We start from the raw sequence: 25906 nt of genomic DNA on the forward strand, positions 1-25906 counted from the left end.
CTTCCCATCCATCAAAGCCTCAACGTCGGTTTGTGAGGTGGCGTCGCCGCACACGAGTCGGTGGCGGCCAAGCGTCCAGATGTCCCCGCGCTCCACGAACGCGGCTGCTTCGAGTGCGGCGGTGAGGTCGAAATCATCATCCTCCACCTCACCCTCATCCAATGAGCCGATAAGCTGCGCGATTTCGGCGTCGTCAAAACCGGTCAGTTCAGCATCGAAATCCGAAGCGTCAAGATCAGCAATCAGCAGGGCGAGCTTGTCCTCGTCCCACTCGCCGCTGATCTTGTTCAAGGCGATGTTGAGTGCTTTTTCGCGGGTTTCGTCGAGTTCGACGACCACGCAGTCCACGGTTTTATAGCCCAGATCGGCGAGTACTTTCAGACGCTGATGCCCACCTACAATATTTCCGGTGGTTTTGTTCCAGATGACTGGCTCCACATACCCAAACTCCGTCAAGGAGCGTTTGAGCTTGTCATAGTCCTTATCCCCAGGTTGCAGGTCTTTGCGGGGATTATAGTCAGCCGGGGTCAGATCAGTTAACGCTATTTGCTTGATGCGCATGGTTTTTCACCGCCTTTATAAGCTCGCGCCTAGTAGTCCAGGTGTCTTCCCACTTGCGTGTACAATCCCCGAAATGCCCATACGTCGAATAGCGCACATAGCCAGGTGCTCGCAGCCCAAACTGGTCGATGATTGCTGCTGGACGAAGATTGAACACATCTCGAGCCGCAGCCGTGAGAATCTGGTCGGTGTATTGGCCGGTGCCGAGCGTGTCCACACTGAAAGCAACCGGGTCGGCTTTCCCGATCGCGTAACTAATCGCCACCTGGCACCTGGGTGCAAGATCCGCATCCACCATGGTTTTCGCGATCAGCCGCGCCATATAAGCACCCGACCGGTCAACCTTAGAAGCATCTTTACCACAGAAAGCTCCACCACCATGTCCGGCCAGCCCGCCATAGGTGTCAACCATCAACTTCCTACCGGTGAGTCCAGTGTCAGCTTTAGGGCCGCCTTCCACGAACCGCCCGGACGGGTTGATCAACACAACCGTGTCCGCATCTACCGGTAGATACCGCTGGCATGCTGGGCCAACAATCAGTGAAGTTATTTCACGGCGCAACACCTCGAAATCCTTGAATTTATCGTGCTGGACGGAAACTACAACGGTTTCGATATATAGCGGTTTGCTCGCTTCGTCGTAGCGCACCGAAACTTGTGCTTTACCATCCGAAAGGATCCCAGTGATGGTTCCTTGCTTGCGCGCGGCATCTAGCCGCTTACAAATCTCGTGGGCTAAAACAAGAGACAACGGTAAACGCTGTGGTGTATCAGTGCAGGCATAACCGTAGACCGTGCCTTGATCACCAGCACCCTGAAGACAATAAGCGGACTCATCGCCATGGCGAGCTTCTAAAGATGTGGTCACCCCGTCGTTAATATCGCTAGATTGACGCCGCACCCACACGTACACCAAAAATCTCCACGGCTTATAGCCAGCTGCAGTAAGTGCAGTTCGTACGCAATCACGCAAGTCCACACGAGCATTAGTGCTGATTTCACCGGTGACAATAATGCGTCGCCCAGTAGCCATGACCTCTACCGCGACGCGGGCGTTGCGATCAGCGTAGAGAATCTCGTCCAGAATCTGATCAGCAATTAAATCGCACAGTTTATCGGGGTGACCAATACACACTGCTTCAGCGCTGCGAACCATAGTCATAGGAATGCCCTTTCAGTAGAAAAATCACAAGAAACAAAAAACTCCCCACCATGACAGCCAAGAATGAGGAGCGAACAAAACGAGGAAAACCCGAATCATGTGGGATAATGGAATACGTGAAAGACGAAACGAGTAAACCTAATCAACCGGAGCCTTCCGGCGGCGATGGTAAAGCCGTGGCCTATGGACTGATTGCCGGGATGATGACCGGCATTATCTTTAGGTTCATTATGGACGATAACGCCTCAGCGTTAGCGATCGGCACCGGAGTTGGAATCGCGCTCGGGGCAGCTTTCAGCGCAACGAAACGCTCCAAATGACCCCGGTAAACAACTAGGACGCATCTAGGAGCGTGCTTTCAACAACTGCTCCATAACCTCATCACCAGGAGCCGCCCCCGAATAGTCCCTAGTGCAGTTCGCCCGCAGAATCTCAAACATCTCATACCAATACACATTTGCCTGCTTACCAAAAGACTGGCTCATCGCAACGAACGGGGAAGCGATAGCAGCCCCCGTGGTCGGGTGCTTGCCGAGCAAACCAAACTTGGAGATCGCCTGCTCACACTGCACATACCGGGCGAATGCCTGGGCGTAGGCCTCAATCAGACGCTTAGAAACAAACCTCGTGCAGCCACGCTCATCAAGCCAGCGCCACGTCTCCCGATACACCAAATCAGCACCTAAGGGTTTGCCATCGCGCTGAATCTCCGACAGATACTCAGAAGGCTCCGGCATCACTTCACCAGCAAGCACCGCGCCCGCGCCAACATCTGCGCCCTCGAAATCGAAAGGGCTCGCTAGCGGATCTTCCAGGCGAGTAGCAGGCAGACCCTTAGCGAGTTTCTCGTTGAGTGGGTCGGGTTTCGCGCCAGCCCTCACGCGGCGCCCACCACGGTTCGTACCGTCTTTCGCCATTAAATCTTGCCTCCTTCCAGGAGGTTAGCCCGGTGATGGAGGGCTTGCGGGTTAATACCCTGTTTGATTCGGTCTTTTTGCGTACGGTTGGCCCCGCCCGCTGACCTTCGCCAAGGCTGTAGAGATTCGAGGCCCCAACCCCCTAACCGAATCCTCGACTTGTCCTGTAACTTCCGGTGGCAACAAGGTCAATACTTTTAGGGTGGGGAAGTACCGGTGGTTATGTCGCGATTTTCAAAAAATCTAGTAGGTGTAGACCTGAAGGGCTTGTCTCCATCTGTCACCGTCTAACGTGCTCTGCCTGGAGTGGCAGGGTTTGCACAGGCTGCGCAGGTTAGAAAAGTCGTGGCTGCCGCCATGGGCTAAGGGTAGGACGTGGTGGACTTCGGCAACTGGGGTGGTTAGTCCTTTGTCCAGGCAGTCTTCGCACAAAGGATGCTGCGCGATGTAAGCAGCGCGGATCTTGCGCCAGCGCGCACCGTAACGCTTGTTGATTCTCGGGTCACGTTGAAACTTACGGTAGTTCTTGTCTGCCTTTTTGGCGTGGATCTGGCAGAACCTTTCGCGGGTTAGTTCTGGACAGCCAGGCGCAGAGCAGGGATGTTTTGGTTTTCTTGGCACCAGCCTCACCGTCCTTTGCTGGCCAAGACGAAACCCTCCGGGCAGTGATAACTGTTTGCCGGAGGGTTCGTTCCTATATTTTCAACCACCTACAGTATTTCAGGGTTAAATAACGATTTCCATAGCAGGGTTCGGATACTTGCTAACGCATGGGTGCAAGTTAGCGTCTGCCATATAGTGCTACTGCCAGGCGATCTAATGCTCGGTTCTTTCGCCGGTAGACACTGTCTCGTTCAATATAGAAGTGGTCACCGATCATTTGGACTCGTTCGTCTTGATTGCCTTGGCCGAGGAAGAAGTTTTCCAACACGAACTGGTCATCGGTGTTGAGTGCTTGCCAGGCGGGCAGGAACCAGTCCAGGTACTCTTGGGCTTGTTGGCTGCGGGCGGCGAGCAGATCAATCTTGTCGAGGGTGGCAGTTATGCGGCGTTCACCAGTGTGGGGGTCGCGTGAGCGGGGCATGCCAGTGATTTTGGGGCTAGTGGGGCTGGCGAGGTCTTCGCGTAGCTGGTTTGCCTCAGCTTGCGTGTCTTGGCTGGCTGCTTGTTCCATCAGTGGGTAGTCCTCTAGGGCGCTGATTGCTGCCTTGCGGGTATCTAAGTATTTCGTCATCACATGCATCATGATTTCTCCTTATCTAGAGTGGTTTGCCAGTTGTGTTTTGATTGCCTCGATCAAGGCAGTCTGGGTGAGGTTCTTGGCGTCTAGGGCTGTAAGTACTGCTTCATCGAGGGTTTTTTCAGCGACCAGGTGAGTGATCGTTACCGGCTGGGTTTGGCCTTGCCGGTAAAGCCGGGCGTTGGTTTGTTGATACAGCTCCAGACTCCAGGTCAGGGAGAACCAGATGAGTAGGTGTCCGCCTGCTTGTAGATTCAGGCCATGGCCGGCACAGGCCGGGTGAATCAAACCGAGATTGATCTCTCCGTTGTTCCAAGCTGCTATATCCTCAGCGGTCTTTAGGATTCGGGCTTGCGGGAAGCGCTCGATGATGCGTTCCAGGTCGTGTTTGTACCAGTAGGCAACGAGGAGGTTTTGCCCGTTCGCCGCCTCAACCAAATCTTCGAGTGCATCCAGCTTCGCGTCATGAACAGCAATGACATCTCCGTTTTCGTCGTAGATAGCCCCGCTTGCCAGTTGTAGGAGTTTTCCAGATAGGACTGCCGCGTTAGCCGCATCCACTACTTGCCCGTCTAGCTCAATCACTAAATCCTGCTCTAGACGCTCATATACTGCCCGCTCTTGATCGGCGAGTTTTACCTTCGTGGTTGTTAGCGTCAGCTCAGGCAAAGTGAGGTGGTCACTGGTGCGCATCGACAAGGTCATGTCCGAGATGGCCTCATAGATCTCATCTTCAGCACCTGCTCGCGGTTTATAGGTAAACACTTGCATGCCGCCGCGTTTATCAGGTAGGAACCAGCGATCCCTAAACCGGGTGATATAGCGCCCTAGTCTGGTGCCGCCATCTAGGAGCCGGAACTGTGCCCATAGATCCATCAAGCCATTAGAGGCTGGGGTTCCGGTTAACCCAACCCAGCGGCTTACATAGGGTCGCATCTTCACCAGCGTGGTGAAGCGTTTGGCACGGTGGTTTTTGAAGCTGGAGAGTTCGTCAATGACGACCATGTCGAAAGGCCAGGACGGGCCGTAGTGGGCAACCAGCCAGGGGATGTTTTCTCGGTTGATCACCGTCACCATTGCAGATTTAGCTAACGCCTCCAGACGCTCGGATTTGCTACCGACGGCTACCGCCAGTGATAATCCCTGGAGGTGATCCCACTTGAGTGCTTCTTGTGGCCAGGTATCGCGTGCCACTCGCAGCGGCGCGATTACTAGCACTCGCTGTACGAGGAAGTAGTCGAGGACAAGCTGCCAGATCGCGGTCAGAGCAATGACGCTTTTTCCTAAACCCATACCTAAGAACACTGCGGCTTCGTCATGGTTGATGATGAAACCCGTTGCCTGGGTTTGGTAGTTATGCGGCTTGTAACGCATTTGCCACCTCCGCAATCCCATCCACGCTGTCTACCACGAATACTTGGAAGCCTTGATGCTGCAGCTGCTTGATACGACGATTCTGGATTGGCCTAGGTTTGGCCCCTGGTGCTTTTACTTCAGCGAAAACAACTCGGCCGCTCTTCAGACAGATCCGATCTGGCACACCAGTGACGCCGGGGCACACGAGTTTCCAGCAGATCCCGCCGATGCTTTCGACTGATTTCTTCAGTTCGTTTTCTAGGTGTTTTTCTTTCATGTCACGTCTTTCATAAGATCTGTGACACTCGTGTCGGTCTGTCCCTAAAACCCTATATAGGACTGTATTTTTTATTCCCTTATAGAAAGGGCTAGTAACGACTGACACGACTGTCACTATTGGCCACTTACAGGTCGAATTCGCTGATCAAGGCCAGCCCGTCTACGAATCGTGCCCGAGCTGTTCGTCTCCGCTTATATCCGTCTTTATCGACGGCAGCATAAAAATCGCTAGTGGAGCGCACATACTCGCCCCGCCCTATTGCCCAAGACCGGTACGCGTCGTAGAGATCCTTGGACTGCTCTGATAGTCCTTGACCTACCTGGCAGCAGTCCTCAAGGAAGTGAGCGAACCAGTCGTTAGCAGCCCGGTACGCCTCCGATGCGGCAACGACTTGTTTAGGTGGAGCCAGGTGGTAGTTCTCAGAGTGGATTAAGCGAGCACCTTCCATAATCCACGCCAGCACCGCTCCGCCAGCTTTGACGTATAGATGGTCAGCATAATTTTTGATGTCCACACTCGCGGTGATGGTTTGCTCGAATGGAATCACAATTAATCTGCGCCAAATACCGGTATCCATAGCTCCCACTCGCGGTAGATGGTTCGTGTACAAAACCAAGGTGTGGGAAGGGGTGAAGGAGAAGGGGTCTTTGTATTTCTTCTCCGCAGCGATCTTGTCAGTCGAAGCCAACTGTTTGGTTGAGGAAGTAGACAGGCGCACGCCCTCATCATTTTCGCCAGCAATCAACAAGCGTCTAGCCCTGGTTTCTGCCATCTCGTGTTTGGCGTTATTTTTCTTACCAGCGATCAGCACCTCAGAGGAGATAGTCTCCGCGTAAGAGCCCAACACGCGGGCGATGGTATTCCAGAACGTGGATTTGCCGTTGTTTCCATCCCCGTAGGCGATAATCAGGGCTTCGATGAGGACCTTGCCGATTGCTGCTAGCCCGCACACCCTTTGCACATACCCAATCAACTCCTTATCTGCTCCGAAAGTGACGGCGAGGCTGTCTAGCCATATCTGCATCCCCTCATCGGATGGGTCAAGGGCGGTTTGTTTAGTCAACATGTCAGCAGGGCTGTGTTCGTGCCGGGAAGTATCACGTAAATCAAAGGTGGCGCTTGGGGTGTTGAGCAGATAAGGGTCGGCATCGAGCACCTGCGGGTTAATCAACGCTAACGGGCGTGCTTGGCGCATGACCGCCAAGATTGTGCGATCTGAGCGGCACTTGTATATGAACTTTAACCATTCTTGCGCTGCCATCATTTCCTGGTAAACCTGGGATTGCTCCCGGGTGAATGCAGATAGGGCTTTGGCCTTGCTCATCGCTACCAGCATTGCTGTCACTCCCAGCCGGCTTGCTTGCTGGGTGGCTGTATCCAGTTCTTTTTGGGCTTGTTCTATCTGCCGGGAGGTGAGTTCTTGGACAACATGCTGGGCTTTAGGCTCGTTTTCCTCCCACACACCCTTGTCGTAGGCCATCCACGCGGTAGCAGGCGAATAACAAATCCGGTCAGCATACTCACCAGCAAGAATCGTCGCCTGACCAACATCGGTAAAATCATCAGGGCGCAGACTCGTCAGCTGCTCATAAACCTCCGGCGGCACATAACCCGGCTCGGCGGCAACCTTGGCAGCGAACTTACACGCGCTATCCCAAATCAGGCCCAACTCTGCATCTGGTAATGGCGGGTCACAAAGCGTAGCTTTCCGATCAAATAACTCCCGTGCCTGGGCAGTGTCGCCGTAGCGGACGAGGACCCTGCCCGCGAAGCGAGAAAGCGTGGCATTACGAGAGCCCTCCCCGATAGCAATCGTGGAGGCATCAAAGGCAGCAAACATGTCCTGCTCATCAGCTGCCGCGATCCATTCATCCAGTAGCTGTTCACCCTCGAAAAAATCAACTTCGGCGGTGGGGTTTCCGTAGATGAACCTGCCAGCGTCCAGCGCGTTATGGTCAAAGAAATCAAAACGAGCAGCCAGGCGTTTCTTCAGCCCTGCATACTCGCTAGCGTCGCTGATCTTGTTTATTGGGTAGTAGACGTGCAATCGCGGCCTAGCCGACTCGCCGCCCTTGATTCTCATATGGTTGCGGGAGGTTGCGGTCATAAACTCAACCCCTGCCATCACCTCAGTCAACGATTCGGGCGTGACCCATTCGTCGGGGTTTTCGGTGTGGTCGTTGTCGATATCCATTACCACGCAATCCGAAACCAGGAAGTTCGCGCTAGAGCGATGATTACCTTTGTAGGTGGCTGCGACATGATCAAAGCCAGCCACCACGCTTAGGGATGCCGCGTCAATGACCTGATGTGGGTTCGGGTAGTGGTTGTTGTTCTGAACGCCTGCCATGGTGGCGGTGAACAAAGTCATCGGCGTGGTCATGGGGTGACCTCCTTGAAATCAGAATCGAAGTATTTGATGGGCAGGTCGAGGTCGCGTGCCCACCCGATCTCTAGGCGCATACCAGGGCTGACGTGTCCGACATATGCCCAGAGGGCTTCGCACTTGGCGAGCAGCACACGGTTGAAGAACATCGCCAACTCACGCTGATCAGGGTCGGTGTCATCCATGAACTGGGGGAACAGCAGGTGTGGGGCGAATGGGATTTTGCCCGCGCTCACTGCGAGCCCACAGAATTGGCGGGCGAGCTCCACGTTCGCTTCCGTGTCGCCTGAGTAGGGTGAGCAGATATAAACGAGCGGCCGGTAGCCGAACTGTTCACGCTGCAGCTTTTTGAGCGCGTGGTAGCTCGTCAGATCCAGATAGCCTTCGGTGTTCTTCTTCGAAAACCCAATATCAAGAGTCGCGACGGTCATGCTTGCACCTGACCTTCACGCTCAATGACCGGGAGGATGCCGAGCTGGTTCTTCAAAAGGTCGTAAATGAAGAGGCGGCCTTTCTGGGTCCAGTACATGTGGGTGCGGGTCTGACCTTCGCCGTATTCGTGAGTCTTGGACTGGGTGTATCCTTGCTCGGCATACTTCGCGTAGAGGAACCAGCGACCCGACTGGCGGAACTGAATGCCTTCCTCGCGCAGGATCCGGTTGAGCTTCTTCGCGCTCAGCCCGTAGTCCTTCGCAATCGCGGTCGTCGTCAGGAGTGAATCAGACTGCAGCACGAGGTCGTAGTACGAGACTTTCGGTGCCGCTTCGAGCAAGGCTTGCTCGGCGGCCAGGCGCTTGGCCCGCTCGGAACGCAGTGTGGCGATGGCATGCTCCAGGAATTCATCGTCAGCGAGGAGTTCGTCGTATGCGTACATGCCGTGGCGGCGAATCGTCGGCAACACCTCATCGAACACCCATGCTTCGAACTTCAGCGCTGCCGGGAGTTTGGAGGAGATGATGAGGCGGTAGAGGTCACCTTCGGTAATGAAGCGAACCTGCTGGATTCCGCCAGCGGTCTCAAGGGGGTAGTGTTTCCCGACCCCCTTGCAGTGACGTGTCAAGGCATCCTTTGTGTTGGAGTAGCCGAGCGCGACGGCGACATCCTTGCCACAAAACAGCGTCTGGCCGCCGCCCGTGATGGTGCGGATAGCTCCGAAGGCATCGTTGGTAAAGGTTTGAATGGTGTTGCCCATGACAGGCTCCTGTTCTGAGAGCCGGGTAGACGAATATGCACCGGTTGGTGCGAGAAGCTCTCAGTGGTAGGCCACAAACCTCCAAGGAGTTAACCCCCTAAGCGGGTTTGTGGTCACTGAGCTTGTAGGGCTCTCGCACATACGCCCTCGAGCACCACCTAATCCGGACGGGTCATAGAAGAACTTGTCGGGTGCTCTGTGTGGAAGAACTATCAATCTCTCTTGCTTCAGCGGCGCCGACGCGGTAGCCTTATAGACAACATGACCGGTTCCGCTGCCCGCTTCGGTGGGAGTCCAGGGCCGGTCTTCGCTTTAGACAAAGGTGAGCGCGTGGAACAGATGAAACTGTTCAAGACCTACAAGGAGCAGGTCGAATTGCTTGGCCAGCGTGGGATGCAAATTGATAACTCAGAACACGCCGAGAAGTTGTTAGCGCAGCTAAATTACTACCGTTTATCCGGATATTGGTATCCGATGCGCCGGTTTTCCCCGCAAAATGGTATCGCCCAAGATGAATTTGTTGACGGAGCGTCATTCGATTTGGTGGTGGCGCTGTACGAGTTCGACGAACGATTGCGCCACAGCGCATTCATTGAGCTCGACCGTGTGGAATTGGCAATTCGAACCAGGCTTGGTCACGAACTAGGTCGCCTTGATCCGCTGATCTATTTGGATCCGCAGCGTTTAGGAGCTCGCGCAAGTCAGCGAGGCAAGGGTGAGCGCACTGTGCACGAGGTGTGGATAGGAAAGTATCAATCGGCGCTGAAAGCGTCGAAGGAGGATTTCGTTGCCCATCATAATTCCAAATATGGAGGGACTTTGCCGATCTGGGCAGCCGTTGAAGTCATGGATTGGGGAATGTTGTCCTACCTGTATGGCATGTCTCCCAATATTGTGCGTAAACGGATTGCCGAGCCGTGTGGGCTCACTGGACCCCAGCTAGAGTCATGGCTGAAATCCTTAAATATCCTGCGTAACTACGCGGCTCACCACGCGAGAATGTTCAACCGCGTCTACGACATCAAGCCCAAACTGAATAACGATCCAAAGCTGACTCCGGTGGCTAACAGAATGAACCGCGTATTCGGTCAACTCTCGATGATCCAGTATTTACATCATCAACTGGGCTTGTCCCAAGCTGACCGATTAACACGGTTGTTCAACACCTATCCACACAATCCCATTGTTCCACTCTCTCGCACTGGAGCTCCCAAGAACTGGCAAGAACTAGCGCTCTGGGTTCCCTAGTCCTTGCGGTAGTAGCCGCACTCGTAACCGTCCGCGTCCAGTGGTAGGCCTTCCGCCCATGCTGGGAGCGTGGACATTAACTCGCACGCATCATCAACGGTGAAACCAGAATCTGTGGGTTCGTCGATGACGATTTCGTCGTGAACGTGCATCACGATCTGGTGGCCGGCTTCAGCAACGTTTTTCATACCGTTAACGAGTAGGTCGCGGGCTATGGCTTGAACGATATTCTCAACAAGCTTGCCGCCATAGGTCTCCAGGCGTCCCCACTTGCGGCCGGTGCTGATTCCCCAGTAGGTGATGGCAGTGCCACCGAACCGGTTTTGACCCAAACCTGGTTTCACATACGCCAACCTTCTACCGGACGGCAAGGTGATGAACAGGATTCCTGACTCAAGCGTAAAGGTGAGGTTGCGCAGCCGAACAGGCTGTCTAGTGGTGATGGATTGGATGGCTGCGTCTTCTACTTCTTGCCATAGCCAGACGATCTGGGGGTTAGCTGCTCGCCAAGCGTCCACGATGGGTTTGAGCTCGTCCTCGGCCAGTCCCATGCGCAACGCGCCCATTGCTTTGAGCGCGCCGACGGAGCCGCCGTATCCGCAAGCCAGTACCGCTATTTTGCCTTTTTGTCGTAGTTCGCTGTTTGCACCGTGTTTTTCAACTGGAACTTTGAACATGCGACTAGCAGTCTCGCAATATAGATCTTTGCCGTCACGGAAAGCCTTGAGGGTGGATTTTTCACCTGCTAGCCAGGCAATCACGCGGGCTTCAATAGCGCTGTAGTCAGCGATAATAAAACGGTTACCCGAGGTGGGTATGAAAGCGGTGCGGATTAGCTGAGAGAGCGTGTCTGGTACCGAATCATAGAGCAGCTCCACGGCTTCAAGATTTCCGTCTTTGACTAGGGTGCGTGCCTGGTCGAGATCAGGCAGATAATTGCGAGGTAGATTCTGCACTTGAACTAACCTGCCTGCAAAACGTCCGGTACGTCCTGCTCCATAAAACTGTAGGAGTCCGCGCGCTCGCTTGTCCGCCCCAGAGACGCTTTGCATGGCGTGGTACTTCTTGACGGAAGATTTTGCGAGATCTCCGCGCAGCTGAAGTATTTCTTTAACTATTCCGGTAGCGTCCTCGAGGGCGGTTGCGACCTCAGTTTTCGTAAGCGAGTCGAGAGGGCAACCGTTATTAGCCAGCCAGTCTTTAAGCTGTATCGGGCTATTCGGATTATCTAAACCCGTGATTTCTTGTGCTCGAGACAGAGTTGTCTCGCGGTGTTTTTCATCGAGGGTAACGGCGGCATCCACAAGGGTCGCATCGAGCTTGATCCCAGCATCGTTAATGCGCTGATCCAAGGTATAGGCTTCCCACTCCTCATCCGGTACGGGAAACTTTGCCAGGCGGGTGTGGATGGCTTGTTCGACTTTCACGTCGTGGCGGTTATATTTGATCAATGCTTTCCAGCCTCCCGGATCCGAGGACGGTAGATTACGGCGCGCGCCCTTGTGGATCAGGTTTGGGGCGGCTGGGGTGCAGAACTGCTTGATTAGTTTCTTACCAGCTGCATCTTTCTTTACTGGTAAATTCAGTACTTTTGCTACTTGGTCTAGGCTCATTGGCATCCCAAGATATGCAGCCCAGATCATGGAGCAGCGCCACTGAGTAGGATCTAGGAAACTGCCTTGAGGTAATAGTTCTGGATGGTGGCGGTGTAGCCAGGCGGATAGGCAGATGCGTTCGAAGGATGCGTTGAACGCCCACTTAACCACGCCAGGATCCACCAGAGCAGCAAGTATTTCGTTGGGTAGTTTTTCTCCGCTCGCCAGGTCAACCACCTGCACTGGCTGCTTGTCTATGGCGTAGCCGAACAGGAGGATCTGGAAGTCAGGATGGGCAGCATAGGGGTAGACCCCGGTCTTGGAGAGATTGAGGGGGCTATAAGTTTCCAGATCAATACTTAGATATTTCAAGGTTTAGTCCTTCAAAATCAGGTGTGGTGGGCAGCAGCCATACAGTTACTGCCCACCACCGGTGTGTACTTTCCTGCTAGTTAAGGAAGTCCTCGTTAGCAGTGGAAAACGCAGCGAAGTCTTCCTCAGCGCTGACGTGTCCGCCACCGAGCGGTTCACCGTCCCTAAGCTTTTGGACATTCCCCAGTCCGCAGGCGATCCCTTTATTGCCATTGGTGTTGAAGGCATAGAAGGTAATACTCGCGCGGCCGTAGCACCCGGAGTAGACCTGGGATCGATCCAAGATTGGGGCGAGCGACTCGTCTACCACTTGAGGTGGGGTAGTGGAGTTAGCGTTGACAAACATCGAGTTCGCGTAGGCTTCGTCATCGCGTTCTGTATCCCCGTCCCGCAACGGTAACTTCAGCGCAGCCTTATTAGGACGTTTACCCCCGAACTTGGCTGTGCCTGCTTCAATGGCTGCGTCGATAGCGGCCTCAATCTTCGCCAACGTCACTTTGTCAGACTTCGGGATGATCAGGCTTACGGAGTATTTCGGTTTTGATCCTTGGATGGATTTCGCCTCGAAAAGATTCGCGTACGAAAGACGTACTTCGCCGGTGATGACTCGAGTTGGATTCTTTACTGACATGATTATTTACCTACTTTCTGTATTTTTCTTGGTTTCAATTTTTTGAAATTCTTCAGCCGCGCTGAGTGGTATCGCGGGTCGTTTATCGGTTTCAGGTACCAGTGCAGGTTTACCGGGTGGCTTGATAACCAACTCGCCGAGGAGCTCGCTGAACCGTTTCTTGCCCAGCTGTTTCTCCAGCGCTGTAATCGTTTTGAGTTTTTTCTCGAAAATGTCGTTAATCCCGGCAGCCTGGGCTGTCTCCACGACTTTTGTTTCGTCCAGATATTTACGGATCGAGCGGCCTTCGACGAGTTTGAAACCGGCCCAGGTCTTGCCTTGATTGACCGCAAGGGACAGTGCGTAGGACTCTACATCGGATGCCCATTTCTTTAGCTCAGGTAGTTTCGCGAGTACCTGGGCAATCTCTGCATCGGAGAGTTGGGGTGGGGGAGCGAACTCGAGTTTGGCTAGCTCCAGATTCTTTTCTGCTCTCGTGCGGCAGGTAGGGGCTATTTTGCAGAAACGACACCAGCTACCTGCGGCAAAAGAGCCTTCGCCTTTCGTAGCCAGCTTCGCTGTCGGTCGCACAACCTCTTCAGCCCAGGTTTGAAGATCTGCCACGCTGACATGCCAGGTCGCTACGTTGGATCGTCTGGGTTGGAAAATTGTCACCGCAACCTCGCTGATCTCATAAAGAGCGTCGAAAGCATGAAGCGCGCCGAGGGCGTACAGTGCGAGCTGCGGATTGTTCTCGGCCTCAACCAGTACGCCTTGCCCGTACTTGAAATCAATAATCTGCAACAAAGGCTCGGCAATAATCACGCAGTCCCCGGTACCAAATCCGCCAGGAACGAGATGCGAGTAATCCAGGCGTTGCTCGATGAGCGCAACCGGATCCTTGCACGTCTTGCGCGCCTCACGCAGGCGCTCTTGGACGAAAGCAAGATAATCGTCGGTGTGAGCTTCCATTTCACTATCAATCCAGGTGGACTCCGGTTTCATGGTTGGTGAAAGGTGTAGGGCGCGGCGTAGTTTCCACTCTGCAAGCGCGTGAGCGATGGTGCCTTGTTCGGCAGCCGCCGAAGTAGAATCCGGCAAGCCCGCCTCCACTAGGGCTGATGGTGGGCACTTCAGCCACCGGTGCGCCCCAGAAGCTGATAAGAGGGCGTGTTGGTCAGGCATCAGCAAGTCCCTTCGCCCGCGTAAGTAGCCATCCATAATTAGCTGGATCTACTTCCGAGAGACGATCAGCCCCCGCATCCAAAATCAGCTGACGTACCTGCTTGGTCAGTCCTTGACTGGAAAGATCAGAAAGAACTGCGCGTACATCCTCAAGTGAAAGCGCCAAATCTGGAGTTTCAACCTGAGCCGAATTCTCTGCTTGCGCCTGGTCATGTTCAGCTGCTGCAGCCTCAAGGGCTGGCTGAGCGAGCTGGGCCGCAGCAATAGGACGCGCACCTGGCATGCCAACGTGATCTTCGATGCCGTTCCAGGCGGCCGATTCCACATCAGCCGCTAGGCTAGTAACCAGCTCAGCAACGCGATTAAGAGCAGCAATAACGTTGTTTGCTTGCGTGATGTTCACTTCGATTCACCGCCTTTAACCACGCCCACGGCTTCAGCTAACGCCATCAAAGAGTCATCGGGTTTTTCACGAATATTAATCTCGTCAACACTGTCGCCAGGGACGATGATCATCATCCTGCGCGGAGCGCCAAATAAAACTCGTGCTATTCGTTCGCGTATTTTTACGATTTTGGTGCCAACGATTCCCGGATCGGTCGGGATATCTTTGGCGATGTGGAGCTTGAGCCTGTGCTGGGTCATCTCCGTTACCTGCCTTTCTTGGGTTGGGGACCTGCCTCATCGGCTGGTCCTCTCACTCCACTGCCGAGAACCGCAGGAGTGTTAAGCCGCGACTGTTCAACTGCCTCGATCACTGCGGTCTTTACCTCGCGAAACAATTGCGAAACCCGAGCCCGCGACAGATTCAGATGCCTGGCCACATCGGCTTGGCTCATGCCCTGCTCAACCATCAGTTCAGCGACAAGCTGATGCCGGTCACCTAGCTGTGCGATAGCTGCCCACATGGCCGCCAGATCAGCTGCACGGTTGCGAGACTCCTCTGCGGCAATCAGGGCGTCTTCTGGAGTGTGCCCTGAGGTGGTAGGATCACTATCGATTTCGAGCATCTGATCCAGCGACCAAGGGTGAGTTGAGGGAAGACGGCATCCACGACGCTCACCGCAGCCCGCGCCACAGGTGCATTTGTTCGCACCAGGTCCTCGGTCGCCGCGATGGAACTCGTGATTCACCTTCTCTTCGGCATTCCACAGTTCATCAACGATTTCCTGTGGATCGCGCGGCTTGATGTCCTCGATAGATTTCCCAGCCTGCTGGGCGCGTTCGCGGCGATCATTTTCGATCATGAGCGCGAAGTCGTCCGGGTTGAGGATGTAGGTTTCAGTTTCGGACTTGTTACCACCACGGTCGGATTCATGCTTGAAGCGGATGGTCAGTGATGGGCTTGAATTGTGTGGGCTTTGCCCTGTCTTGCGATTTCGCATTGGCGTTCTCCTGTCGGAATAGGGATCCGCAAGAGTCCGCCCGTCCGTAGAAACAAAAAGACGGGCAGGATCACGCACCACAAAAAGAGGTAATACGTGATCCATGCCCGTCTAGCGGTTCTGCGGATCGAACCAATAAAACCAATATTCAATTATCTACTTGAGCAATAATCGACCAGTTACCCGGCCATAGGCATCACGAGCATCTTGTCACGTCACCTACGCCATACGAAAGCGCGACAACACAACCAAAGCAGTTCTCCCATGCTTTGCTTCTGCACGAACCTAGTTAAAATAAGTTGCAGTTGATGTTGGGCTGTATAACTGGCCTAGCTTTTCTCAAGCAGAGAAGGAGAGCACTTGTTAAGCAGCAGGTTTATAAAAAAGTTGATCTACTGATGCTTTTATGGGGCTTGACCGCCGCGAAGCTCATTGAATCCGAGGCGGTTGAGCGCGGGATCGCTAAACGTAGTGGACTACTGGCGGTTAGGTTTTAGACTCATCTCGTAACGAACATTTGTTGACACGATCTTTTGGATTTTCGCTATAGTAGTTAGGAGTCGGCTTCAATGTTTTGGTGCTAATCTGAGGTCATAGCAATCAACAAAGACCTGCCGAGCTACCTGATGTTCTAGCCTTGGATGGGAATATGCTGGTTACGCGTCTCGTCTTGGATCAGGGGTTAGGGTTCGACGACCGGTCTGAGAGTGTTGCTTATCCCGGGAAGGTGTCGCACACGCGGCATGTACATGTACAGCATAGTAAAGAATGTCAGCCCACCGTAAGGCTATCGAATGCATACGTTGTGCAGGTCAAGGTGCAGGGACAATGGAGATTGTCACTGCCACTATTTCGCCAGCAGCAATCCTGATGTTGGCAACAGAGCTACAAGCTAAACGGATGGTCATGCAGAATCTGGCACCTCGCTCACGGAGCGATCTGCCCAACATGTAAGGTAAGCCAAACCTTGCGCGGGGCCATCGCCGCAAGCTATCATGGTCAATGTAGACCACAGGGGGGTGGCGCCAGACGCTACCGGCAAAGCCAATGAGGGTGAGGTGAGGTCATGGCTCAGGAAGTCCAGCGGTACATACGCTGGTGTGCCCCCTCGTCGCCATTTTTCTCTGCTCCGTCTTCGAGTCTGCAAAGTGAGAATGACCAGCTATCGTCTCTCACTAGCCTGCCTCCCGATTGGATAAGCTACGAATCCGACGGGTGGCGCGTATTTTTCCCGATAGTACATAAACTCCGTACGCACGGCTGGAAGGTGCATATATCTGCCACTCCAGAAAACGCCTTAGATACCTTGCGCATAGTGAGCGAAAAGTGCTTTTCAGATCGGATCGCATTTAAGTGCCTTGCTGGACCCCGTGAGCATCTACGCTCCAACGTGAAGGAAGCGTCAAGGGCGTCAAGTGGTAAGTTTATCACCATTTACCCATCAGACAACGGTGAGCTCAATCGCTTCGTAGAAGAGATCCACAGCTTATTGCAAGGTCGGCCCGGACCCTATATTTTAAGTGACGTGCGTTTTCGGGGCGGGCCAATATTTTTTAGGTACGGCGCATTTGTGCCACTAATTATCACCGACGAGCAGGATCAGATCGTCACCGCTATTCCAGATGTCAATAATTATTTGGTTAAGGACGAGCGTGTTCCACGATTTATCATTCCGGAAAATGCTGAGATACCCCTCGTTGTAGAGGAGGCGATCGAACAGTATAACCAGAGTCTGACGACTAATGAATTAGATGATTACAAGGAACTAAAGCCGCTACATTTTTCCAATGGAGGCGGGGTTTACAAAGCGGTCCGAAAAGGTTCGAGTAGCGCCACGATTCTCAAGGAAGCAAGACCATTTGCTGGTCTCGATATTAACGGTCGAGACGCTATTGCTCATCAAGAGCAAGAAGTTCGCGCCCTTATCGCTCTTGAAGGAACAGGATGCGCACCGAAGCTCATCAGAACCTTCACGGTCTGGGAGCATCAGTACGCTGAGCTGGAATATGTTGAGGCTCAGTCTCTAAGCTCTTGGCGTAATGAGCGCTTTCCTTTCAACGCGGTCGGTCTTGGGGATGACGCCAAACTGGCTTACAAGGAGATGGCATTCGCTCTTTCTAAACAGATAGTAAGAGCCGTTGAAATAATCCACTCAAAAGGAGTGGTTATAGGCGACATTCATCCCGGAAATATTCTCGTCAAGCCCGATGGAAATGTCGTTTTTATCGACTTTGAGGATCTTCGTGACCAGACCTCCTGTGATAAGGCGACCTTCAACGCATTGTCATTTTCGGCCCCTGAGGGCTGCGGCGCTCTGGAGGGAGATTGGTACTCTGTCTCCAGAGTTTTAGCGAGCTTATTCGATTCTAGATACGTACACGCGACCCTTTCGCCTGCCTATTGGCAAGTTTTGTTGGAGAATGTCAGACGGAACTTCGGAGAGGAGGTGTCGCGCTATATAGATTACATAGCAGAGCGTAGTGGAAGTGCTAGTGGTAAAGGTGTGGAACTTACACCAGATAATCCGCCGCGACCAATACAGCTTACGCCAGCGAACTCTACCAAAGCATTCCTTGATTTATCCCTAACTCGCAATAGAATTGCTGAAGGGATTTTGAGCGCTCGCCATTGCATACCGGGCACTATTTTCCCTGGCAACATAAAAATATTCGAAGACACGTGGGGTTCGCTTAATGTTACAAGCGGTGCTAGCGGGGTTCTCTGGGCGTTAAAAAGAAGCGGCTATGCTCCTCCAAAAGAGGACGTTCAGTGGCTTGCTGATACGACCCTCGCAGCAATGCGATCAGTCGGCCATGATCTCGGACTGTTTAATGGTCTTGCCGGGATTGCGGGGTTCCTTACCGAGGGTGGTGCCAACGATCATGCTCAAATTATCTGGGCTAACCTGGCTCCTAATGCTGCGCGTTTGAAGAGCATAAACCTATCAAAAGGCCTGGCAGGTGTGGGTATTAGCATGCTTTCGCTGGGGCTGCACGATAATACCGAAGCCTACGTCTCTATGGCTAGGAGAGTTTCTGACCTGATTGTCGGCCGCGCGGACCCACGCGATCATTCCGTTGTGGCGCCTACATCGGTGAATAAGCCGGGGCTTTTAGCTGGCTGGTCAGGGGTTTCACTTTTATGGACCGCTCTTGCGAAGGTCAGCGATAACCCATCCGAGTATTACCAGCTTGCATTAGCCGCGATACGTAGAGACCTCGCTCAATGTAGGATTGATCGAGATGGTGCCCTTGGGGTATGGGATGCGGAGAAAAACCGTAATCTACCATATCTTGGGTGGGGAACCGCCGGCATTGTCTATGCGCTTTCTGCTCTCTGCGCCGCGAACCCTGAAGCGCGTAACCAGATAGAAGACAATGTCATCAAGGGAGCAATTCGTGCCTGTTCGAGCGAGCTATACCTTATGCCTGGTCTTTATCGTGGTCGAACTGGTATTATTGCGGCCCTAATCGCCTTACAGGAAATAGGATTTGATAATAGCTCGCTTATAGAGGAGCACGTAAAACTGCTTTCTGACTCTGCTTTCGAGGTAGATGGAAATTTGCATTTTGCGGGGGATTATCTCTTGAGGCTTTCTGATGACTACGGAACTGGGGGTGCGGGTGTCCTATGTACCTTAAGTTGCATGGAAACCTCTCCCTGGAACATTCTTCCAGTAGTCGACGCATCGAAACTCTTTTGCGGTAATGTCAATCTGAAGGTAGAAAGGAGGTGAATGGGGAAATGCGCAGTGTAGTCGAATTGCAAGCTGATACTGTCGTGGAGGACGAAGATACCCGCTGGAGTGGTGCCTCTATCTCCGCATGCAGTGGATTCTCGGGAATTAGCCTCGTCTGGTGCGGACCGTAAACAATACGCACACTAGGGACTTGGTGGTCGAGTGGGTGAAGCCACCTGCTCGACCACCAAGTTCACACGTGGAGCTAGATCAACGAATAGGAATCCTAACAATCTGTCCGAACACTAGAGGATACCGCACGCATGCGCAGCGAAGTAAGACTATTGGATCTGTGGCGAATCACCAGAGGGTGGCGCTACAGGCTTTTCATCGCAAGTCTCTTCTCTCTTGTCACTGCGTGCGCCAGCATTGCCTTGCCTCTCTTATTAAATATTGTTTTTGATCGTGTTGTAAAGTCAGAACCCACCGCAGCACATATCGCCTTTATTGCTGCATTAATCCTTGGTATTGGTATTTTAAATGCAGTTGAGGCCTATATTGTCTTAATTTCAGCCGAAGAGATTATTAAGGCGATCCGAAAGAAAGCCGTTCAACAGCTCACTCAGCTTGAAATCAGTGAATATGAAAAACGCCCACTCGGGGACCTCATATCGCGGGTTACTAGCGATACGGCAGCACTTCGATCCGGTTTCACGAGTGGTGTAGTTGAAATTCTAGGAAATCTACTAATTGTTGTTGGATGCTGCATTGCTATGGTGTGTCTTAGTCCGACCCTGACTATAGTAACGATCCTAGTTCTGATAGTCACTGTGACAATCATGGCTTTACTCAGTAAAGGCATGCGGAATATTTCTTCGGAAATGCAGGAATCAATAGGTTCGCTAGCTAATCGGATACTGCGAATTCTTGAAGCTATCCGCACGCTTCGGGCTAGTGGCGCAGTCGAGAGCGAACGCTATGGCGTAGATCACTCAATTGATACTGCTTTTGAGCTAGGAAAACGACTCTCGCGCCGAGAAGCGGTAATCGTACCGACTTCTTCGTCAGTCTTGCAGATCTCGTTATTAGCGGTGTTGGGCGCGGGCGGGATTTTGGTTGGGAATGGCTCTCTTACCGCCTCGGCGCTAGTGACTTTCCTCCTTTATATGATGATGATGTTCATGCCTGTCGCCTCTATAGGCCCGACATTGACAAGTTTATTTCGGGCTGCGGGCGCCTATCAAAGGCTATCCTGCATTGAAGAAATACCTCGCGAGACAGCAAGACAAACATGCACAAAACTCCAAGCAACAGACTCAATAGAGAATCCTGACGCCGTGATATCTATGCGGGGCGTGAGTTTTACTTACGATGCAGTCGCTGATGGTGCAGAAAGACCTCGCAACTCCGAGATTTCCTGGGCACTAAACGGAGTCAGCCTTGACGTAGCGCGGAACAAGATCACAGCGATTATCGGCCCATCCGGAGCTGGCAAGAGTACCGTTTTTTCCCTTTTGGAATGCTTCTATCCCTTAAGGTATGGGCAGATCTACATAATGGGTCAGCCATTAACTTCAATGACAATAGAAGAAGTTCGATCGCATTTTGCGTACGTCGAGCAAAATGCACCCCTTCTATCTGGCACTGTTCAGGACAACCTCTGTCTCGGACTTTCCGAGGTAACACGAGAGGAATGTGCGAGAGCACTCGAAGTAGTTGGACTGGATCATCTGGCAGATGATCTTGGCCGCGACATAGATGCGTATGTCGGCGAGCATGGCGTTTTGTTAAGCGGAGGCGAAAGGCAGCGGCTTGCATTGGCTCGCACGCTGCTTTCCGATAAAGATATATTGCTACTTGATGAGTCGACGTCCAACGTCGACGAGATTGCTCAGAAAAAGATAGCCTCCTTTCTTAAAGGTTACGTAATGAATAAAACGGTACTTATGATCGCTCATCGACCCGCGCTGATTGAAGCAGCGGATAATGTCATTGTTTTCGACAAGGGGCGACTGGTGGACTCAGGATCGCTTGAGGCCGTCCGCAGCCGTTGCTCCCTCTACCGACAATTGACTCAGGTGGGTGGTTAGTTTGATAGGAATTGCGGGTATATTGATGTATATCAACGGGGGGAGTGGGGTTTAGCGTGCATACTCGTCTATGTTTTCGGAAAATGCGGAGCACAGATTGGCCCCTTGTTCGACTTGCTCGCAAAGAACTAGCCAAAGATCTCGCTCCCTGGATAGCACTCGCGTTTACATCAGCCTTTACCGCCATGGGCGTGTCATTTTACATCGGCAGCCTGGTCCGAGGGAGCGGGTTTGATGGTCAGATCGGACAGGCTTACGTTGAATCCGGTTCTACCGGTATTGTGCTGTTAATCCTGGTTTCGGTATTTGCGATCTCATCCAGTTCACGAGTTGCAGTCACGCTACAGCGCAGGGATATTGTCGTCTGGCGACTTGCTGGGGTTAGTGAGCAGCAGGCTAAGATCGTTGCGCTGGTTGAGATTTCGATTGCTACTGCGGTGGGTACACTTGTCGGCGCAGCTGGCGCTTTCGGGCTTTGGCCCATCTGGAGACTTGTGTTACACGCTGCGGATATGCCTTATGCGCTGACGCTAGGTGTTCCGCCGCTTGCGGTGTTTCCTATTGTTGTCTTTGCCCTTAGCGTCACTGCGGTTTTGGGTGGCATGAAGGCAGGTCGGCAAGCTGCGAATGTCCGACCTGTATTGGTGCTGAAATCTGATTCTGTGGCGGTGCGGCGATTTAGCTGGGGCAGTTGGTTAGTCGGAGGACTTGCGCTGTGCCTTATTGGATATCTTCTCTTCTTGGCGAATCGCACGTCACCCCACAGCAGTATTACCGATATAACGCAGAAGACTACTTTTATTTATTTGGGAACGGCGTTGGCATATGCTGTGCTTGTGGGTTCAGTAGGCAAGTATTTTGTCGGTCGCTTCCTGCGTGTGTGGACGGCAGTTGTGCCCAAACGGTGGTCAAAGTCTTGGTTTTTGGCCAGCCGCCAGTCCGAACATGACTTAGAGATTTCAACTGCTCTTGTCATTCCGTTGACAGTCTCCCTTGTCCTGGTAACCGGAGTCTTTGGTTATGTTGGGCAGGCACAGGATGCGGCGAGAGCGTTTGGTGTTGCCTTTGCTGGAAAGGGAATCGACATCGGTGGTCTTGTGCAGCTCCTCGGTCTTCCGGTTCTCATTTCTTTGATAAATGCCGGAGGAATCGCCATTGCCACCGGCGCTAAGAAGCGCAGGGACGCAAGTATGCTGTTCGTCCTAGGGGCAACCAAAAGGCAACTTTATTCTAAATTGGTTTTTGAGTCAGTCATGCTTGTAGGGACTGCATTGCTGATTTCGCTCATGGTGTATTTCGTCAACGGATTGGGTTTCTATCTCGCTGTCCGATACGGCCCGATTCCTGACGCAAGTTTCATATGGCCTAGTCTGACTCCGTTCGTATTAGCGCTGCTTGGACTGGGAATTTTCTTAGTGAGCTCATTGTCTACACATCGCAGGCTTGATTATGTTCAGTCGGGAGATATCAAGTAGGGGATCGCGGGTAATTTAGATCGCGAGATGAAAGGTGATGAAATCATGACACGAGAAACAACGGCTCGGGTGTGTTGTCAGAGTCTCAATAAGAGTTATGTCGTCCCAGGGCGTGAGGGGCTAACAAGGCAGGTTCTTCAGGATGTGTCCTTCCAGGCGTGTGACGGCGAGTTGGTTTCTGTTGTGGGACCCTCAGGTAGTGGTAAGAGTACCTTACTGTACTGTCTTTCCGGACTTGAGTCGTGCGATGATGGCAAAGTTGAGCTTTGCGGTGTCGATATTACCCAGCTAAGCCTTCCAGATATCTCGCGGCTGAGGCGCGATAACGTCGGTTTCGTCTTCCAAGATTACAACCTCATTCAGTCTTTGACGTCGATTGAGAATGTGATGTTACCTGCCCAGTTGTCGGGCGCTGACGCTGATCCCGCTGCCGCGAAAGCACTGCTAAATAAACTCGGCCTATCGAATCAAATCAACGCGAAACCGCAGACCCTCTCAGGGGGCGAACAGCAACGTGTTGCAGTTGCTCGTATTCTTTTCAATCAATCGAAAATTGTTTTTGCAGATGAACCCACTGGCGCACTCGATTCTCAAGCCAGCAAAGTCATTGCCAATCTCCTTCGAGAAGCAGCTCGTGCGGGCTCCACAGTGGTGATCGTGACACATGACATTGAACTCGCGGCACAGTCAGATCGGGTGTTGGTGCTCTACGACGGCCGCGTTAACAGCATATTGGAACATCCTTCACCCCGTGAGGTCTTTGAGACCCTCAACATGCTGAACAACGGGAACAGCCCCCATGAAGCCAACTCTGATTAGCCAGTTCGAGAATCTTGCTGCCCTCACTAATACGGCGGCACAAACCAAATGGGCGAGACACGGAGAATGGTGGTACTACTCGGATAGCGCCACTGGTCTCTTAATGCGCGTTCCGATCAGCGATCCGGACGACTGGGATCTTGATGAGCACAACATGCAGCGGTTGCGCCCCTCTGCACATCCTGTGTTTCACCATAATCAAACGGAATACTCAGAAGTCATAAGTCAAGATATTTCAAGGGACGGCAACTATACCTGTTCGGCTACACGTTCACCATCTGACGATATAATTCGACTTGATGTTCGTGAGGCTAAGTCTCAGCGCATAGTTTTCAGCAAATCTCTTCGCGGATGGATGCTAGACCGAATATATCTGTCGAAAAACGGTGAAGGAATTTACTTCACCTGCCCCTCCTCGTCACATCATTCTAAATCACTGTGGGCCATTATAGCTGATAGCCGTAAAGCGCAGCATCCAATATGTCTTTTTGCCGGACATAGCGGCGACAACCTCAGCGTAAGCCGCACCACATCACAAAGATTTCTGAAAGTAATACATACATCTAGCTCGCGTCGCGTGTTTACTCTCATTGATCTCGATACTACCCAGATACACTCCGGCATCGAAGTTGCGACAGGATTAGCTTCCAAACATTATACATTCGAGCATTTAGAGTGCGAAGGGATAGACTTCGCATTTCTCATCGAGCACAGTGGTGCGGCCTCTGGGGGCTACCTGAGTAGTTTTAGGCTCAACGACGGACGTGCCATAGGGGTAAGGTGCTCATTTAACGGAGAAGCGAACCGGTCTTTGACGTGTGCGACCTCGGTTTACCTAGGAAAAGAAAGCCTTGTCGCCTTCCTCCCCGATGGGCTTTCTGTAGATGTAGTTGTCTTTTCTTACACATACTGCGGTAATGGTGGAATAACTTTGGAGGTTCGATCGACTCTTCACCTGCCATCGCATGTGAATTCAGCGCTAATGCGCCCGATGGACTGGTGGCAGCCTTATGTCGATATAGCTATTTCGAGCTTAGTCGCACCACCGGAGCTGTTGCGAATCCCCCTCAACAGAAGATTGTGTAATCGCCAATCTCCATCCTCCTATCTTTTTGATGTACTACCAAAAATGAAGGAGAGTAGATACGGCGTCGTTCGCACTCTAAGTCGCTTGGATGGCAACTCGTCCGCAGGGTTAACAATGGCCTCGTCGAACGCTAGTATGCAGCCGGCAAAGGGTTGCCTAGTTGTCGGTTACGGAGCCTATGGACGGTCATTACCCCGTAGCTTCAATCCACTGTACGCAATGATGCTTGAACGCGGCGTTGATATCGCACTCGCGCACGTTCGAGGCGGCGGAGAATTTGGTGTTCAGTGGCACCAACAGGGAACGAGGTTGCATAAACTTGACTCTATCGGGGATTTTCTTGATGTCTGTGAATATATTAAGACCAACGGAACTAGTCTAAACCCAGACTATAAATTGTTTGCGCTAGGGGCTAGTGCCGGGGGGTTGTTGGTAGCAGCAGCCGCGAATATGTCGCCTGATCTTTTCGATAGTCTCATACTGGTCGCTCCGTTCGTCTCGCCGCTTCGTGCTCTCATGGACCCCGATGAACCGCTGACTATTACTGATTGGAAAGAGTACGGTAACCCCATTTCTGATCTCAATATTAGGAAGTATATTGCGGGCTACTCGCCGCTTGAAAACGTTCCTCCCGTTAGGATGCCAGACGCCTTTTTAGCTCTCAATGAACTGGATAACAAAGTCAATAACCGACATGCTTTAGAATGGGTTGACCGTATGCGCGAAACTGGATCGCACATAGAGTTGGAAATCCGCCCGGGTGCCGATCATGCCGGCACGTGGTCTGGAGCAACGTCTTCTCAAATACGCATCCTCGAATGGATCACAAAATGCCTGCCCTAATAGACATGCCTGCCAGACTGCGCTGATACCTGCTGGAAATGATGTTAAGTCGGTCGTATCGTTGTATCGCCTCCCACTACAGTGTCGGCGTGCTAAACATCAAGAGGTGGAACAGCTGTGGAGGGTCCATTACTGCCGTGCTCCGCCACAACAACAAGAACACTGCAGTGACGGCACACTAATAGAGTCTGAAACAGCGGTCAGGGCGGCGAGGCCCTAGTTTGTATAAGAATGTCACTTGTACTTGCGGTAGACCCAGGTATGTTCATGTTTTCTTGGAGATGTAGACCCCCTGACTCCGAACACACCAACGCAACCCGCCGGGCGCCCCCCTCAGCCACGACAGCACGGACGACAGGATCGCGGTGATACGCCAGTGAAACCGTTTAATCGAGGGCTCTGGGCGGGACAACCTCGCTCAGAA

General features: G+C 52.7%; 24 protein-coding genes. 8 read left to right on the plus strand and 16 right to left on the minus strand.

The window, feature by feature from the left end:
• Positions 1 to 561 (minus strand): ParB N-terminal domain-containing protein (locus tag QZT94_RS05665; protein ID WP_296762829.1); only part of this gene is annotated, 561 nt, incomplete at its 3' end.
• Positions 533 to 1723 carry a methionine adenosyltransferase gene (gene metK, locus QZT94_RS05670; protein ID WP_296762831.1) on the minus strand — a complete coding sequence of 397 codons (1191 nt, stop codon included), beginning with the start codon at positions 1721 to 1723 and terminating at the stop codon, positions 533 to 535. The genes metK and QZT94_RS05665, both read right to left, overlap by 29 nt.
• Before the next feature lie 50 nt (positions 1724 to 1773).
• Here metK and QZT94_RS05675 point away from each other — a divergent pair, with 50 nt between their 5' ends.
• A complete protein-coding gene (locus QZT94_RS05675; protein ID WP_296773264.1) occupies positions 1774 to 2043 on the plus strand; it encodes a hypothetical protein in 270 nt (89 codons plus the stop codon).
• 24 nt (positions 2044 to 2067) lie between these two features.
• Here QZT94_RS05675 and QZT94_RS05680 read toward each other — a convergent pair whose 3' ends face one another.
• The 8 genes from QZT94_RS05680 to QZT94_RS05715 all read right to left on the minus strand — a co-directional run bounded on the left by QZT94_RS05680 (position 2068) and on the right by QZT94_RS05715 (position 9094).
• Positions 2068 to 2640, minus strand: coding sequence for a P27 family phage terminase small subunit (locus QZT94_RS05680; protein WP_296773265.1), 573 nt, complete (start codon positions 2638 to 2640; stop codon positions 2068 to 2070).
• Between the two features lie 243 nt (positions 2641 to 2883).
• On the minus strand, positions 2884 to 3261 hold the full coding sequence (locus tag QZT94_RS05685; protein WP_296773267.1) for an HNH endonuclease signature motif containing protein: 378 nt from the start codon (positions 3259 to 3261) through the stop codon (positions 2884 to 2886).
• Positions 3262 to 3421: 160 nt separating this feature from the next.
• Positions 3422 to 3886: a hypothetical protein gene (locus QZT94_RS05690; RefSeq protein WP_296762840.1), complete on the minus strand. Its 465-nt coding sequence runs from the start codon at positions 3884 to 3886 to the stop codon at positions 3422 to 3424.
• Positions 3887 to 3895: 9 nt separating this feature from the next.
• Positions 3896 to 5254 (minus strand): DEAD/DEAH box helicase, encoded by a 1359-nt coding sequence (locus QZT94_RS05695; protein WP_296762842.1) that lies wholly within the window; start codon positions 5252 to 5254, stop codon positions 3896 to 3898.
• Positions 5235 to 5513 carry a VRR-NUC domain-containing protein gene (locus tag QZT94_RS05700; protein ID WP_296762844.1) on the minus strand — a complete coding sequence of 93 codons (279 nt, stop codon included), beginning with the start codon at positions 5511 to 5513 and terminating at the stop codon, positions 5235 to 5237. The genes QZT94_RS05695 and QZT94_RS05700 overlap by 20 nt, the downstream gene beginning before the upstream one ends.
• Positions 5514 to 5640: 127 nt before the next feature.
• Entirely contained in the window at positions 5641 to 7899 is a 2259-nt protein-coding gene (locus QZT94_RS05705; RefSeq protein ID WP_296762846.1) for a phage/plasmid primase, P4 family, read from the minus strand.
• The gene (locus QZT94_RS05710; protein WP_296762848.1) at positions 7896 to 8333 is read right to left on the minus strand and encodes a DUF4406 domain-containing protein; all 438 of its coding nucleotides are present in this window, start codon (positions 8331 to 8333) and stop codon (positions 7896 to 7898) included. The genes QZT94_RS05705 and QZT94_RS05710 overlap by 4 nt, the downstream gene beginning before the upstream one ends.
• Positions 8330 to 9094 (minus strand): phage antirepressor KilAC domain-containing protein, encoded by a 765-nt coding sequence (locus QZT94_RS05715; RefSeq protein ID WP_296762850.1) that lies wholly within the window; start codon positions 9092 to 9094, stop codon positions 8330 to 8332. Before QZT94_RS05715 ends, QZT94_RS05710 begins: the two co-directional genes overlap by 4 nt.
• Positions 9095 to 9424: 330 nt before the next feature.
• On the opposite strand from QZT94_RS05715, the gene QZT94_RS05720 reads away from it, so the two are divergent.
• On the plus strand, positions 9425 to 10342 hold the full coding sequence (locus QZT94_RS05720) for an Abi family protein (protein ID WP_296762852.1): 918 nt from the start codon (positions 9425 to 9427) through the stop codon (positions 10340 to 10342).
• On the opposite strand, the gene QZT94_RS05725 is transcribed toward QZT94_RS05720, so the two are convergent.
• From QZT94_RS05725 to QZT94_RS05750, 6 genes are all read right to left on the minus strand, one after another.
• Positions 10339 to 12309, minus strand: a complete 1971-nt coding sequence (locus tag QZT94_RS05725) for a DNA polymerase (RefSeq protein WP_296773269.1) — start codon at positions 12307 to 12309, stop codon at positions 10339 to 10341. The genes QZT94_RS05720 and QZT94_RS05725 overlap by 4 nt on opposite strands.
• 76 nt (positions 12310 to 12385) lie before the next feature.
• Positions 12386 to 12940 (minus strand): DUF2815 family protein, encoded by a 555-nt coding sequence (locus QZT94_RS05730; RefSeq protein ID WP_296773271.1) that lies wholly within the window; start codon positions 12938 to 12940, stop codon positions 12386 to 12388.
• A 6-nt stretch (positions 12941 to 12946) separates the two neighbouring features.
• Positions 12947 to 14107, minus strand: a complete 1161-nt coding sequence (locus QZT94_RS05735; protein WP_363928437.1) for a DUF2800 domain-containing protein — start codon at positions 14105 to 14107, stop codon at positions 12947 to 12949.
• Complete coding sequence (locus QZT94_RS05740; RefSeq protein ID WP_296760576.1) at positions 14097 to 14507, minus strand: hypothetical protein; 411 nt, start codon at positions 14505 to 14507, stop codon at positions 14097 to 14099. Before QZT94_RS05740 ends, QZT94_RS05735 begins: the two co-directional genes overlap by 11 nt.
• Entirely contained in the window at positions 14504 to 14749 is a 246-nt protein-coding gene (locus tag QZT94_RS05745) for a hypothetical protein (RefSeq protein WP_296760574.1), read from the minus strand. The genes QZT94_RS05740 and QZT94_RS05745 overlap by 4 nt, the downstream gene beginning before the upstream one ends.
• A gap of 5 nt (positions 14750 to 14754) precedes the next feature.
• Positions 14755 to 15351, minus strand: coding sequence for a sigma factor-like helix-turn-helix DNA-binding protein (locus QZT94_RS05750; RefSeq protein WP_296760572.1), 597 nt, complete (start codon positions 15349 to 15351; stop codon positions 14755 to 14757).
• A 1204-nt stretch (positions 15352 to 16555) separates the two neighbouring features.
• On the opposite strand from QZT94_RS05750, the gene lanKC reads away from it, so the two are divergent.
• From lanKC to QZT94_RS05780, 6 genes are all read left to right on the plus strand, one after another.
• Entirely contained in the window at positions 16556 to 19225 is a 2670-nt protein-coding gene (gene lanKC, locus QZT94_RS05755) for a class III lanthionine synthetase LanKC (protein ID WP_296760570.1), read from the plus strand.
• 8 nt (positions 19226 to 19233) lie between these two features.
• On the plus strand, positions 19234 to 19359 hold the full coding sequence (locus QZT94_RS05760) for a hypothetical protein (RefSeq protein WP_296760568.1): 126 nt from the start codon (positions 19234 to 19236) through the stop codon (positions 19357 to 19359).
• A gap of 132 nt (positions 19360 to 19491) precedes the next feature.
• On the plus strand, positions 19492 to 21258 hold the full coding sequence (locus tag QZT94_RS05765) for an ABC transporter ATP-binding protein (RefSeq protein ID WP_296760567.1): 1767 nt from the start codon (positions 19492 to 19494) through the stop codon (positions 21256 to 21258).
• A gap of 83 nt (positions 21259 to 21341) precedes the next feature.
• Positions 21342 to 22733, plus strand: coding sequence for an FtsX-like permease family protein (locus tag QZT94_RS05770; protein WP_296760565.1), 1392 nt, complete (start codon positions 21342 to 21344; stop codon positions 22731 to 22733).
• 27 nt (positions 22734 to 22760) lie between these two features.
• Positions 22761 to 23552, plus strand: coding sequence for an ABC transporter ATP-binding protein (locus QZT94_RS05775; protein WP_143236765.1), 792 nt, complete (start codon positions 22761 to 22763; stop codon positions 23550 to 23552).
• A complete protein-coding gene (locus QZT94_RS05780) occupies positions 23533 to 25482 on the plus strand; it encodes a prolyl oligopeptidase family serine peptidase (protein WP_296760562.1) in 1950 nt (649 codons plus the stop codon). Before QZT94_RS05775 ends, QZT94_RS05780 begins: the two co-directional genes overlap by 20 nt.
• Positions 25483 to 25906 lie beyond the last annotated feature (424 nt).

The organism is Varibaculum sp., assembly GCF_008661855.1.
GTDB lineage: Bacteria > Actinomycetota > Actinomycetes > Actinomycetales > Actinomycetaceae > Varibaculum > Varibaculum timonense_A.

Excerpts from the sequence above, each read along its gene's own strand:
- metK (WP_296762831.1), bottom strand. The coding sequence starts at position 1,723 with ATGACTATGGTTCGCAGCGCTGAAGCAGTGTGTATTGGTCACCCCGAT.
- QZT94_RS05675 (WP_296773264.1), top strand. The coding sequence starts at position 1,774 with ATGACAGCCAAGAATGAGGAGCGAACAAAACGAGGAAAACCCGAATCA.
- QZT94_RS05680 (WP_296773265.1), bottom strand. The coding sequence starts at position 2,640 with ATGGCGAAAGACGGTACGAACCGTGGTGGGCGCCGCGTGAGGGCTGGC.
- QZT94_RS05690 (WP_296762840.1), bottom strand. The coding sequence starts at position 3,886 with ATGATGCATGTGATGACGAAATACTTAGATACCCGCAAGGCAGCAATC.
- QZT94_RS05695 (WP_296762842.1), bottom strand. The coding sequence starts at position 5,254 with ATGCGTTACAAGCCGCATAACTACCAAACCCAGGCAACGGGTTTCATC.
- QZT94_RS05700 (WP_296762844.1), bottom strand. The coding sequence starts at position 5,513 with ATGAAAGAAAAACACCTAGAAAACGAACTGAAGAAATCAGTCGAAAGC.
- QZT94_RS05705 (WP_296762846.1), bottom strand. The coding sequence starts at position 7,899 with ATGACCACGCCGATGACTTTGTTCACCGCCACCATGGCAGGCGTTCAG.
- QZT94_RS05710 (WP_296762848.1), bottom strand. The coding sequence starts at position 8,333 with ATGACCGTCGCGACTCTTGATATTGGGTTTTCGAAGAAGAACACCGAA.
- QZT94_RS05715 (WP_296762850.1), bottom strand. The coding sequence starts at position 9,094 with ATGGGCAACACCATTCAAACCTTTACCAACGATGCCTTCGGAGCTATC.
- QZT94_RS05730 (WP_296773271.1), bottom strand. The coding sequence starts at position 12,940 with ATGTCAGTAAAGAATCCAACTCGAGTCATCACCGGCGAAGTACGTCTT.
- QZT94_RS05745 (WP_296760574.1), bottom strand. The coding sequence starts at position 14,749 with ATGACCCAGCACAGGCTCAAGCTCCACATCGCCAAAGATATCCCGACC.
- QZT94_RS05750 (WP_296760572.1), bottom strand. The coding sequence starts at position 15,351 with ATGATCGAAAATGATCGCCGCGAACGCGCCCAGCAGGCTGGGAAATCT.
- lanKC (WP_296760570.1), top strand. The coding sequence starts at position 16,556 with ATGGCTCAGGAAGTCCAGCGGTACATACGCTGGTGTGCCCCCTCGTCG.
- QZT94_RS05760 (WP_296760568.1), top strand. The coding sequence starts at position 19,234 with ATGCGCAGTGTAGTCGAATTGCAAGCTGATACTGTCGTGGAGGACGAA.
- QZT94_RS05765 (WP_296760567.1), top strand. The coding sequence starts at position 19,492 with ATGCGCAGCGAAGTAAGACTATTGGATCTGTGGCGAATCACCAGAGGG.
- QZT94_RS05770 (WP_296760565.1), top strand. The coding sequence starts at position 21,342 with ATGCGGAGCACAGATTGGCCCCTTGTTCGACTTGCTCGCAAAGAACTA.
- QZT94_RS05775 (WP_143236765.1), top strand. The coding sequence starts at position 22,761 with ATGAAAGGTGATGAAATCATGACACGAGAAACAACGGCTCGGGTGTGT.
- QZT94_RS05780 (WP_296760562.1), top strand. The coding sequence starts at position 23,533 with ATGAAGCCAACTCTGATTAGCCAGTTCGAGAATCTTGCTGCCCTCACT.